The sequence below is a fragment of the Tissierella sp. P1 genome (assembly GCF_002266425.1).
In the GTDB taxonomy this organism is placed as follows: Bacteria; Bacillota; Clostridia; order Tissierellales; family Tissierellaceae; genus Tissierella; species Tissierella carlieri.
On the sequence record NZ_NPMN01000024.1, the window covers coordinates 1 to 13,022 of the forward strand.

The 13,022-nt window shown below is 31.4% G+C and carries 14 protein-coding genes and 1 pseudogene; all 15 read right to left on the minus strand.

Features of this window, described 5'->3' with window-relative positions; all coding sequences use genetic code 11:
• Positions 1–147 precede the first annotated feature (147 nt).
• Positions 148–869 (minus strand): annotated as a pseudogene (gene tatC, locus CIW83_RS15840) (twin-arginine translocase subunit TatC).
• Positions 870–928: 59 nt separating this feature from the next.
• A complete protein-coding gene (locus CIW83_RS15845; RefSeq protein WP_094902966.1) occupies positions 929–1,117 on the minus strand; it encodes a twin-arginine translocase TatA/TatE family subunit in 189 nt (62 codons plus the stop codon).
• A gap of 24 nt (positions 1,118–1,141) precedes the next feature.
• On the minus strand, positions 1,142–1,633 hold the full coding sequence (gene mobB, locus CIW83_RS15850; RefSeq protein ID WP_094902968.1) for a molybdopterin-guanine dinucleotide biosynthesis protein B: 492 nt from the start codon (positions 1,631–1,633) through the stop codon (positions 1,142–1,144).
• Positions 1,633–2,865, minus strand: coding sequence for a gephyrin-like molybdotransferase Glp (gene glp / locus CIW83_RS15855; protein WP_094902970.1), 1,233 nt, complete (start codon positions 2,863–2,865; stop codon positions 1,633–1,635). Before glp ends, mobB begins: the two co-directional genes overlap by 1 nt.
• Before the next feature lie 11 nt (positions 2,866–2,876).
• Positions 2,877–3,620: a molybdopterin-binding protein gene (locus CIW83_RS15860; RefSeq protein WP_201259944.1), complete on the minus strand. Its 744-nt coding sequence runs from the start codon at positions 3,618–3,620 to the stop codon at positions 2,877–2,879.
• A 4-nt stretch (positions 3,621–3,624) separates the two neighbouring features.
• Entirely contained in the window at positions 3,625–3,897 is a 273-nt protein-coding gene (locus CIW83_RS23150) for a hypothetical protein (protein WP_201259945.1), read from the minus strand.
• A gap of 262 nt (positions 3,898–4,159) precedes the next feature.
• Positions 4,160–4,735 carry a 4Fe-4S dicluster domain-containing protein gene (locus CIW83_RS15865; RefSeq protein WP_201259946.1) on the minus strand — a complete coding sequence of 192 codons (576 nt, stop codon included), beginning with the start codon at positions 4,733–4,735 and terminating at the stop codon, positions 4,160–4,162.
• Between the two features lie 18 nt (positions 4,736–4,753).
• On the minus strand, positions 4,754–5,488 hold the full coding sequence (locus CIW83_RS15870) for a molecular chaperone (RefSeq protein ID WP_094902972.1): 735 nt from the start codon (positions 5,486–5,488) through the stop codon (positions 4,754–4,756).
• Positions 5,489–5,501: 13 nt separating this feature from the next.
• Positions 5,502–7,787, minus strand: a complete 2,286-nt coding sequence (locus CIW83_RS15875; RefSeq protein WP_094902974.1) for a molybdopterin dinucleotide binding domain-containing protein — start codon at positions 7,785–7,787, stop codon at positions 5,502–5,504.
• Between the two features lie 12 nt (positions 7,788–7,799).
• A complete protein-coding gene (locus CIW83_RS15880; RefSeq protein ID WP_094902976.1) occupies positions 7,800–8,576 on the minus strand; it encodes a hypothetical protein in 777 nt (258 codons plus the stop codon).
• A gap of 246 nt (positions 8,577–8,822) precedes the next feature.
• Positions 8,823–10,151: a sigma-54 dependent transcriptional regulator gene (locus CIW83_RS15885; protein WP_094902978.1), complete on the minus strand. Its 1,329-nt coding sequence runs from the start codon at positions 10,149–10,151 to the stop codon at positions 8,823–8,825.
• Entirely contained in the window at positions 10,138–10,482 is a 345-nt protein-coding gene (locus CIW83_RS15890; protein ID WP_094902980.1) for a sensor histidine kinase, read from the minus strand. Before CIW83_RS15890 ends, CIW83_RS15885 begins: the two co-directional genes overlap by 14 nt.
• Positions 10,483–10,502: 20 nt before the next feature.
• On the minus strand, positions 10,503–10,865 hold the full coding sequence (locus tag CIW83_RS15895) for a sensor histidine kinase (protein WP_094902982.1): 363 nt from the start codon (positions 10,863–10,865) through the stop codon (positions 10,503–10,505).
• 2 nt (positions 10,866–10,867) lie between these two features.
• On the minus strand, positions 10,868–12,004 hold the full coding sequence (locus CIW83_RS15900; protein ID WP_094902983.1) for a HAMP domain-containing protein: 1,137 nt from the start codon (positions 12,002–12,004) through the stop codon (positions 10,868–10,870).
• 6 nt (positions 12,005–12,010) lie between these two features.
• Positions 12,011–13,021 carry an ABC transporter substrate-binding protein gene (locus CIW83_RS15905; protein ID WP_094902985.1) on the minus strand — a complete coding sequence of 337 codons (1,011 nt, stop codon included), beginning with the start codon at positions 13,019–13,021 and terminating at the stop codon, positions 12,011–12,013.
• Position 13,022 lies beyond the last annotated feature (1 nt).

Sequence of the window (13,022 nt, forward strand, 5' to 3'; positions counted from 1 at the left end):
ACTAATATAATTTCAATATAATTTTCTACAATAATGTATGTATGAGTAAACTATGTATAAAAAATTTATATAAATGTAAAGGATAGAGACTATTCTATCCTTTATATAATTAATAGTTTATTTAATAATTTCTATAAAAAAATACTTTTAACTATTATTTCTTTGTTTCTTTCTTCTCCCAATCCAAGCTGAAATCCATATACTTAATTCGTATAAAAAGACCATAGGTAATGCTAACAATACTTGTGATACTACATCTGGTGGTGTCAGTATAGCAGCTATAATAAATATTATTAAAATTACTATCTTTCTATATTTCTTTAATGTATTTGCTGTAATAAGATTTAACTGTGTCAATAATATAATCAGTAATGGAAGTTCGAATACAAGACCAAATGAAAACAATAGAGAGGAAATAAAACTCAGATAACTATCAAAGGAAAATAGTGGAGCTATCTGTTCTACTGAAACCTGAGTAAAAAACTCTATAGTTATTGGAATTATTGTAAAATAAGCAAATACAGATCCTACTAAGAAAAATACTATTCCCAAATATAGAGCTAATAATAAGTATTTGCGTTCGTTTTTTTTAAGTCCTGGTTTTACAAATAGCCATATTTGCATCAAACTGATTGGTGAGGAAATTATTATTCCAACTACTATGCTATCTTAATATAAGCCATAAAGAGTTCAGGAGGACTTAGATAAATGAATTCCAGCTTTTGTGCTGGTTTTACCATATATTCAATGATAATATCAATGTATTTATAACTTGCGACAGCTCCTAATATTATTGCTATGAAAATTATAATAATTCTTTTTCTTAACTCACTCAAATGCTCTACTAGAGTAAGTTGTTTATCTTCCATAGAGTACCCTCCTAAAGCTGAGTATTTAAAGCTCTATGCTATGCTTTAAATATACTTTTTTATTCCTTGTCCTTTTTATCTTCTAAGTCTATTTTTACGTCTTCAGATATTTGATTGGCATGGTTTTTAAATTCTCCTATTGCTTTGCCAAAAGCCTTTCCTATTTCCGGAAGTTTGCCCGGTCCGAAAACTACCAACGCTATTCCAAGGATTAATATTAATTCTGTTGCACCTATTTTTCCAAACATATACATTGCCTCCTTTATTCTAAATTATTCTTTCAAGAATTTCTCTTCAATAAGATTAACTATTTCTTTTACTTGTTCAAAGTTAAACTGTGGTATTTGATTTTCCAATGGAAAATCTGTAACTATACCAAATAACTCACTTTCTTTAGAAATAAGACTTAGTGAAATTTCTTTTCTTATTACTTCTAATTTTGGCTTATTCTCTTTCTTATATCCTTCAGTTATGATAATATCAACATTTTCAATTTTACTAATAATGTCATCTAATTTGTATTCTTCCCGTACCTTCTCAATCTTTGCTATTTTAACCGGGGAGGATATAACAACTATATCGGACCCTGCTTGTGAATGCTTCCAAGTATCTTTTTCTGGATGGTCTATCTCAAAATCACCCATATGATGTTTTATAGTCGCTACTCTATATCCCCTATTTTTTAATTCTTTTATTATCTTACAAAGAATCGTGGTTTTTCCTGTATTAGATTTACTTCCAATAATTGAAAACACAGGTATCATTATTCTACCTCCGGATATTCTAATATTTCAACCTCTATCTTATCTCCATTTTTAAATGGGCCATCACCAGCTCTAATATATAATAATGAGTTGGTACCTGATAAAGATGTTAAAATCCCAGAGCTATGCTTATTAGGCAATTTGGTAAAGAATTGCCCATCTTTATAATAAGTTATTGCTCTAACATATCTATTCTGATTGCTTACTTTCGTAAACTCATTTTCTAATCTTGACTCTACCTTTACTAGATTAAGTTTACTCTTTCCCATTAATCTAAGTATAGTTGGTCTCACAAATTTCTCAAAAGTTATACTGGCCGCTGCCGGATTACCCGACAAACCAAATATTAATTTATTTTCATACTTTGCTACTGCAATCGGCGTCCCAGGTTTCATATTCACCTTCCAGAATAGGATATCTCCTCCTATTTCTTGAAAAGCCTCTTTAACTAAATCTGCATCTCCTACTGAAACTCCTCCTGTGGTTATAACCATATCTGCCCATTCTAAGCTATCTTTTAACTTGCTTTTTATATCTTCTATTTCATCTCCACATATTCCTAGTATTATAGGTTGTCCACCTATTCTTTTTATCTGAGCAGCTATCGTATAAGAATTACTATTTCTTATCTTTCCTTCTCTAGGGATCTCATCAATATCGATTAATTCATCCCCTGTAGCTAAAATAGCTACTTTAGGTTTAGAATATACTTTTACTATACCTATTCCCAATGTGGCGAATATGCCAATATCGGCTGGCCCAATAAGATGACCTTTTTTGAGAACAATATCTCCTTCTTCTATGTCTTCTCCCATTTTTACAATGTTTGAATTTGGCTTAAGATAATTAAATATTTTAACATCCTTATCAGTAAATTCAGTATCCTCATATTTAATTATAATATCTGCTCCTTCAGGTATTTTAGCCCCTGTCATAATTCTTATAGCCTGCCCATTCTCTATCTTCCTAGAGCTTACATATCCTGCTGGAACATAGTCTATTACTTCTAATACTATAGGATTTTCTTTACTAGCATCTTTTATATTATCTGATTTTAAAGCATATCCATCTAGAGGTGATCTATCAAAAGGAGGCATATTAATATCTGAGATAATGTCCTCTCCTAAAACATATCCTAAACTTTCTATTATAGGTATATCTATCGTATTTATTTTAATATCCTGATTTAGAAGTATTTCCTTTGCTTCTTCTATAGATATATTTACTAACATGTTTTTCCTCCTTAATGTTTTCCAAAGTTACAATCTGGAAAAGTACAAACATTACAGCTTAGACATTGTCCTCCATAGCCCATCCTTGTAATATCCTTGCGAATAATTTTTTCACCTGCACAAATTCTAGGCAGCAACAAGTCAAATGCTGTAGTATGTGCAAACATTACACATCCTGGAAGTCCCATTACTGGAATATCCTCTAAATAAGCAAGAAGTAACATTGCACCAGGTAAAACTGGAGTTCCATAGGATACTATATTAGCTCCAGTTGCTTTAATTGCTCCAGGTGTTTTATCATCAGGGTCTACTGACATTCCACCTGTAACTATTATAAGTTCTGCTCCCATATTCTTTGATTTAAGGATCTCATCTTTAATTACTTCTAACTCATCAGGAACTATGACTTTATAAAAAATCTCTGAATCAAATGCTTTAACTTTTCTTTCTATAACTGGACCAAATTTATCCTCAATCCTACCTTTATATACCTCAGAACCAGTAATAATTAAAGCAGTCTTTAGTTTCTTAAATGGTTTAACCTCAAATATTGGTCCTTTTTCCCTAAGTATTTTTTCTGCAATATTTATTTTTTCTTTTTCAATAGTCAAAGGGATTACCCTAAATCCTCCTATTAAATGTCCTTCATCAATAGATCTATCTCCATGTATAGTAGCTAATATCATATCTCCTAAATCATTAATTTCATCCAATATCTCTCTATTTATCTTTAATAATCCTCTATACTTAGGCATAATATTAACTTTTCCCTCTTTCGTCGGTAAAATAAATACCTTCACCACAGATTAGATTTCCTATGGATACGGCAGCATCATCTTCATGTAATGTATTTTCATTTATTTCAAAGATATAAATATGTTCTTTTCCTATTCTAAGAAGTCTTTCTATATCAGCTTCCTGTATAATATGTCCTTTTTTAAATGCCACTCCTTTAAACTCTCCTGGCACTATTTCTGTTATATCATGTCCTAATACCATTCCTACTGCCTCTTCTACTCTCACTACTTTCATAATAATCACCTCTAGGATAACTTTATATTGGTATTGGTATTGCTCTTATTCTTACTTATATATGATTTTAATTTAATAATATTTTTATTATATCATAGTAGGATATTAATTGTCTTTATTTTAAAATCCATTCATTAAATTGCTATCCTAAGATTTTGATATTAATTTGTTCAAATATTAACGTTGAAAAGGGACTACTTTTGTAGTTCCCCATTCAATCAAATTAATTCTATCTCTTTTATTATTATTGCTATTATTTACATTACTTCCCAAAGTTTTTATATTCTTCTATACCGATATAATATACATTTGGTTCTAATTCTTTTTCAGGAAGTAGTACTTCATATTTATTTTCTTTTAATAACTTACTTACTAAGCTATTTGGATCATTTAAATCTCCAAAATATCTAGCTTGTGTAGTACATGTACTAATACATACAGGCAACAATCCATTCTCTAGACGATGAGCACAAAAATCGCATTTATCTACCTTTTTAGCTTCTTGGTCCTTTATACGAGCCCCATATGGACATGCTTCTACACAGGCATAACATCCAATACATTTTTCTTTATCTACAAAAACGATTCCTTCTTCATTTTTACCTGTAGCAGCTACAGGACACGCCTCTACGCAAGGTGTTTTTTCACAATGATTGCATAATTGGGCTACCTTTAGAACATGGACATTAGGATAAGCTCCGACTTCTGTTTCTATAACCCATGAGCGATTTTGATCAGTACTAAGTTTATTTTCTATACGGCAAGAAGCAGTACATGCATGACAAGCAATACATTTACTTACATCTATTACCATTCCCCACTTTATATTTTCACTCAATGTAGTCACCTCCAAAAATTATCTATTTTTCAAGTCCCATTCAATATAATTATTCAGTAATTCTGATAGACTTCTGTAAAATGGCTTTGCTTTTTCTATAGAAATTTTGTAGTAAGTATTTATAAAGCTTAAAAGATGTTCCTTTAGAAACTGAGTTTGTAAATTATACCATTTAACAGAGTTTTTAATATTGCTTTCACTATCTGACTCTTGCTCCTCATTAAACAACTCTTGTGATTCCATATTGCACAAGAATGCCATGAAAGCTAGTTCGAATCCTAAATGATCCATTTTATTTTGATGCTTTAATTCTTTTATAATGTTCATGTTTTGAGGCTGAAATCCTACTGAATCATAAGCAAGATTCACGTTATAATCAAGTAACACTGTTGAACGATTATATTTCCATCCACCTTTATTTTTTCTTCCTTCACCAGGTGCTAACTTAATAGCACCTTTTATAAAGGATTCATATGGGGGAATATAAGAACTGGCAATTGGGACTAGAAAATGATCATAGTATTCTTGCTCAAGCTCTTCTATATAATCTGGTTCCTTAGTAAGTTTTTCTTTCCTTTGTTTTGCTTCGACAATTAACTTTGAAAAATCTATGTCATGAAATATATCTTCTGCATTTATTAATGCATTCGATATTTGCTCTACATTTTCAATTGTTGGTAACTGCAAATATAAGGAAGCTATTAATTCGTATAGTCCGCCTCTATCCATTGCAGATACATTATTATTTGGCATTTAGGTTCCTCCTTTATACTGGTTTAACCTTTACTCTAATACTATTTCTATTAGGGCTACCAGTAGTCGCTTCAGATAATCCGTAAATACCATCTACTGTTGGATCTAATAAACCTAATTGGTTAGTAGCAGTACCTTCCCCTCTTATTGAATCTCCCACCACAGTTTCTCCATCTATTATGATATCCTTACTCCCATATTCCCATTTACCATATCCAAAACAAACTCCTATTGTTCCTTTTGCTACTCCTTCTCTAACCTTTAGAACTCCTTTTGTTTGATTAGCAGCACTTTCAACAATTACTTCTTGTCCATCAGTTAATCCATGTTCTTTAGCGTCTAAACTATTCATCTCAATAAAATTAGTTCTTCCGATATTTTGAAGTGTTGGAGCATTACTCATCATAGATAATCCTCTAAGCTTTGGCTTATAAGAACAGATTCTAAAAGGATATTCTGATTCAGGGAACATCTCATCTATTAAATCTCCATTAGCAAACATTTCAGGTAGCCACATAGGTGAACCTTCATGATATTTTCCAGTAATACTATTTCTAGTTGTAGCTGTATTTTCTGAATAGAAGCATATACAAGCTGTAGATTTATATTTCATAAAGTCTCCATCATAATAGCTATTATCTGGCTCAAATTTACCACCCTTAGCCATGATATTCTTTACTAACGGAAGTTCTTCAGCAGTAACAGCTTCCTTCCAATGCTTTGGTATATTATCTAGTCCTGTCAATTTTGCATCTTTATCTGTAATTGGTAAAGTAGTTTCCTCATCATATGCCATATTGGCAATAGCCTTCATCCAATAATCTTCGCGAGTGTTAATCGGCCATACTTTACCATTAGAATCTGTAACAGCATTATCTCCAAATCCTGGCATACCAATTCGTTTAGCCACTTCTATCATATATGTTTCCATACTTATATGTTGCTCGTATTCTCCTACCTTTGGAGTTGGAGGTTCTACAACTGGCCATCTTACTCCAGTAATTCTTGTTGTGTGGTTTCCTCTTGCTCCTAATATTGCCCAATGCTCATTAAAATTTGTATCTGGTATAATATAATCTGCAAATGCACTTGTTTCACCTACTACTGTATCTATTGCAATAAATAATGGGATATTAGAAGTTTTCTTTATCTCTGTTAATACTTTTTCATTAAAGGTAGATGGACCACCATAAATTGGATTTGCTGCACAATTTACTAATATCTTACATTGGTAAGGATATTTGTTTATAGCTGAAAATATAGCATGTCCATCTAAATTAAATCCATTTGGATGCCAAGGTAATTTAGAAGGATATGGATTTTTTCCTTGAGCTACTTTCTTTTTGTACTCAGTTGTATTTTCATATAGGAATTGTTCTCTACTTATTCTAGGTCCCTTAAGCCCTAGTGAACCTTCTACAGTATTTAAATTATATCTTGGTCCATCTGAATGGGCTTTATGTGTAGCCCCGCCTAAAGTCATTCCGCCTTTCATATTAAATGCTCCTAACATAGCTGGAAGCATTAATAATCCAACGGCGAAAGGTAATCCATTTATAGCTACAGTTCCACCTAATGTATCTACTCCCACCTTATATCCATGGCTAGTAAACTCTTTAGCTACATCAATTATTTGTGATGATGGTACTCCACATATTTCTGCATATTCTTCTATACTATATTTATTAGCTCCTTTTTTTAACATAGCAAGAGCAGTGGCTACTTTGATTCCTTCCACCTCTCCTTCAAAGAATATATCTGCCGTATCTACTTTATTGAAGATTTCATGTTTATTAGTAGCCTTATCTATTACTATAAATGATTCTTTTCCTTCTATAGGTTCAAATTCTAATTTAATATCTTCCGCCCTTAAGAATTTTCTATAATTAGGATGTTTTTCATCTATTATTACAAGATAAGCAGCATTGGTAAAACTCTTATATCCAATTTTTTCAGCCGCCTCTAATGTTGGGCAAGCTAAAAAATCTCCATTATATTTTTGATTTTCAAACATCCAATTCATTATTGCTAATACAAATGCAGCATCTGTAGCTGGTTTTATTGGAATCCATTTTGTTCCACCTGGAATATCTGTACCACCTTGCATCACTGGATCTACAAGTGCAAGTTTTAAGCCATTGCTTTTTACAGCCTTTACAGTCTTACGAGCTAATCCTTGATATCCCATACCACTATGTCCGGGATAAACCCCTTGATATAATGCAAATTCTGCATCATTTATATCAGGTCTATGTGTAAATTGACCTTTTTTATCATATAAGGCCTGCCACGCAGGCACCCATGCACCACCTCAAGTACCAGAGTGCACATAAACATTTGGAGATCCAAAGCTTCCGTTTACGAATCTTATTGTAAACTCTCTTCTGCCATATGAACCACCATATAACCACACTAATCCATTGCTCTTTGGTCCCATTTCTGGTGCCTCAGGATTGATTAAAGTTTCATGGTCAAACACTTGTCTAAATCCTTCTATTTTAGTGTCATCCCCTAATTCTTTAAATATCTGACCACCTTCTACTGTTTCTTCCATTAACTGTTCCCAACTAATTGGTCTCCACTTGCCGCTTCCTCTTTCGCCAGCTCTTTTTAAAGGTACTGTAATTCTTAATGGATCCTCAATTATCTCAAAGCCTGAGTTCCCAACAGCACATACTGTAGCTCTATTAGTAAGTCCTTGTTCATTATGTAAACTGAAGGCTTTATATGATTCTTCTACAGTATTATTATTGTCTAGTGCTGGCTCAGCACATACTGGATGAAAAGGGTTTCCAGTAACACCAATAACCTTATTAGTAGTTTTATCAATTTTAACTCTATTACCACAGTTATTGTAACATGACATACATACGCTATGGCGTATCATGACATTTTCATTAGGAGTTACTTCTCCTGTTTTTTTATCCACAGTTGCTTCTACTAAATTATTAGGATTCCCTTTATACACTGGAAATTCATCTACTGGATCTGTCTTACTAGTAGACTTACTACATCCTGATACGCCTAAACCTAAGGCAGCAGCACTAGCCGTAAAAGCAGAAAGCTTCAAAAACGTTCTTCGCTTCAAAATTATCACCTCGCATAATTATTTTTAATATATAAATTTAATACAAATTTATATATTAGCAATTTCTATGCCATAATTAAATTTTACCTATATATTGTCTAAAAAATTGTGAAAATGTTAATTTTTGAACATATTCTGACTGCCATTTACAAACCTTATTAAAAAAGCTCATAATATAAACTTCATTTATGACAAAAATATAGTTATAATTTTGTCATTTTGACACAAATATATCATTCTTAACTTTTACTGCTCGATTTTATATTTTTCTATCTTTCTATATAATGTTCTTAGACCAATCTTTAACATCTTTGCAGCCTCTGGCTTATCCCAATTAGTTAGTCTTAATATATCAATGATATGCTCTTTTTCTACATCATCTAATGAAATATATTTTTTGTATTGATTTTCAGTATTATTTAAGCTTGGAATTAAGTCCCAAGGATAAATTTTATTTCCTTTAGATAATAATACTGCCCTATCAATGAAGTTTGCTAATTCTCTTACATTCCCTGGGAAATCATGTTCTATTAAAAACATTTTTGTTTCTTCTGCTAATTCTTTTTTATTGTTTGGATTTTTATTAAGAAAATAATTGGCAAGAAGCAATACATCATCTCCACGCTCCCTTAATGGGGGTACTGGAATTGTAACTACACTTAATCTATAAAATAAGTCTTCTCTAAAACTACCATTATAGATTGCCTTTTCCAAATTTTTATTTGTTGCTGTTATAATTCTTACTGTAGTCTTTTTAGTCATAGTGCTGCCTACAGGTCTAAACTCTCCAGTATCTAAAAATCTTAATAATTTTACCTGCAAAGCTGGGTCCATATCACCAATTTCATCTAGAAACAAAGTTCCTTGATTTGCAATTTCAACTAATCCTTTTTTATTAGTATGAGCTCCCGTAAAAGCTCCCTTTACATGACCAAATAATTCACTTTCTAATAATTCTCCGGGTATAGCACCTGCATTTATAGGAATAAAAGGGTTGTCTCCTCTACAACTCTTATAATGTAATGCATTAGCTACTAAATCTTTGCCAGTACCACTCTCTCCAAGTATTAGTACAGGTAAATGACTATCAGCAACCTTATCAATCATATATTTTAGGTTCAACATTACTTGAGACTCACCTACAATCTCTTTTTTATCATTTATGAGCTTAATATTTTCCACGAGATTATCGTTATAACCCTTAAGTCTTTTCTTTTCCGCAGCTCTCTTTAAAACTAGTTCTAATTCAATAGGATTTACAGGTTTTGATAAATAGTCATATGCACCACTTCTCATGGCTTCTATAGCTGACTCTATAGTCCCGTATCCAGTAAGCATAATAACTTCCATGTCCGGTTGTATCTTTTTTGCTTTCTCCAGAAGTTCTAAACCATCTATTTTGTCCATCATTACATCGAATAAAGCTACGTCAAACTCTAATTCTTCGACCAATTTAATTGCTTCTATTCCTGATGTAGCAGCTTCTACATGAAGACCTTTTCTTGTTAACCTATCTTTAAGTACTTCTATAAATTTTTCTTCGTCGTCTACAATTAATAATCTAAAGCTTTCCATTTTCCTCCACTCCTCTAGATATTGGAAGTTTTATCTCTACTTCTGTACCTATATTTTCTTCACTATATATTTCAATATATCCTCTCATTCTCTCAATTATGGCCTGACTAATGGATAGTCCTAGGCCAGTTCCCTTTCCAATAGGCTTTGTTGTATAAAAGGGATCAAATATCCTTGCTTTATCTTTCTCTTTAATACCATATCCAGTATCTATTATCTTAAGTATTAAGAAACCATCATTATCTATTTCACTAATATCTATTGTCAAAATTCCTTTATTTTCCATAGAGTCTACAGCATTAGTTATTATATTTAATAACATTTGCTGCATTTGTGATTCATCCGCTAATATTATTGGCTCTGCAATGCTACATCAATTACAATATCTATATTTTGCTTTTTCAACCTATGTTCCATTAATTTTAATATGTCTTCAATAATCTTAAAAACATTAACCAGCGTAATATCAACCTTCGATTCTCTTGAAAATCTTAATAAATTTTGTGTAATGGCAGAACATCTATCAATCTGCCCTTTTATTATTTCTAAATAGTTTTGAATAACATTATTATCATATAAGTCATTTATATCTTCTGTCTCCAATCGTTCTAATAAATCCGTAGCATAAAAGCCTAAATTATTCATAGGGTTGTTAATTTCATGAGCTACTCCTGCTGCTAAAGTACCAATGGCTGCTCTTTTCTCTGCTAACATTATTAAACTTTCATTCTCTCTCCTTTTTTTATCTCTTCTGTCATACTATTAAATGCTTCTATTACCATTCCAATTTCATCATTGTTTTGCTTCGGTATTTTATAATCAAAATTCCCACTCTTTACAGAGTTTACTCCATTTGCTAATTCATTCATTGGCTTCATGAAAAGATATATTAGAAAAGAACCTACTACTCCGATTATTAATATGGTTAATAAAAAAGTAATTATAATTCTAGTTATCATTAGTCTAATAGTGGCATATGCATTATCTAATGGTTGTTCAACTACTACACCCCAATCTACTATTGGAATTAAACCGTATACACCTAATACATCTTCTCCTAAATATGATTCATAAATCATAGTTTCGAATTTTTCATATTTCAACACATTCTTTTCTTCTGCTTTTATCTTAAGTAAGCTTGTTACTCCCTTACTTTTAGTCACGTCTTGTCTCCTCGTTACCTGACTATAATCAGAATGGCCAATTAAATATCCTATATCGTCTATTAAAATAATATAGCTTCCCTCTTTTGTTTTTGTAGCATTTATCTTTTTCATTACCTGTCGTAAACTTATTTTTGCAATAATAGCTCCAGTCAGATATTCTTTATCTCCACCAACTGGAATTCCCAGTTCAAAGACAATTTGATTATCTAAATCTATTTCTGGTTTTCCAATATATAATTCTCCACATTTCAGAGTTTTGAATTTTTCGTCTGTTGAAATATTTTCTAGTTCTTTTGGAGAAATAGCATATCTTTTTGATATTTTCACTAGCTCCATACCATTAGGAGAAATCATGGATATTTCTTCTAAATGATGATACTTTTTCAACATTCTATATATTATATCTTCTCTATTGAACTTGTTGCTCCAATCAAATAATTCTGGATTTGTTATGGCTATGGTCTCTAAGGATTCTTGTGTTGTCTTTACCATTTCAACAACTGTTTGAGATATTTTTGACGCCGTTAGCTCATGTTCTTTATGTATGGACTTTTGAACTTCGGTTTTTAATGTTCTAATATTAATCAAAACTAAAAATACTAATGGGATAACAGCTACACCTATCATCATAAGAATTAATTTAGACTTTATGCTAACCAAAAATTGTTTTTTGTTATATATTCCCATGTAATTCTACCTTTCAGTTTTTTTTACGAACTTATCTACAAAAGTCATTTTAGAATAGTCTATTTCTATACCTAGAGCATTAGCAGTATCTACGTTTATATGAAGTTCTAAATTCTCTGGTGACTCTATTGGGATGATTTTTGGATCTTGTCCCTCAAGGACATTGGCTACTAGTCTAGCTGATTGAAGTCCTTCGTTGTAGTTAGTACTCCCATAAAAAGCTAGCATACCTTTTTCAACTTGAATATCATTGACTCCCATAACAGGAATCTTATACTCTAGTGATGCATCTACTATATCTTGAATAGTTGATTCAAATAATAAACTACACATTAACATTATTCCATCAAATTTATCATAATTTTTCGATATAGTCTCAATAATATCCTCTCTATTGGTAACTGGTATTAATTCTAATTCTATTTGAAGCTTATCAGCTGCCTCATATAGAAATTTTGAACTTGGACCAAATGGAGTTGTAAGTGGATTATATAATATCAATACATCTTCAGTGTCTGGAACTATTCTTTTTAGAAATTCTAGTCTTTTTCCTGATAATTGAACATAATGACTATCTACTCCTGTTATATTACATCCTGGAGAAATATTATCTTGAATAAATCCCAATTCAACAGTACATCCTACACCTATAAATACTATAGGAATACTTTCTTTATCTGCATACTTTTTTGCGGCAGATGTTTCAAAAGTTCCAGTAGTTATAATAATATCCACTCTTTCTTTCACCAGTTCTTGTACTAAAGGCTCTATCTTATCCTTATCACCGTCAGCATTCTTTATGATAATTTCTAAATCTTCTTTTTCATATCCGTAATTATATAATCCATCTATCATTGCATTAACCTTCCCTAGCCTACTATCTGTAGCGGAAATAACACCAATTTTGTATTTGGTGTTTGTATTTTTATTAACATATCTAGTAAATTTTTTTTCTATATGAAATATAAATACTGCTAGTAATATTATTGATAAAAAAACAGCTATCCTTTTTCTCATA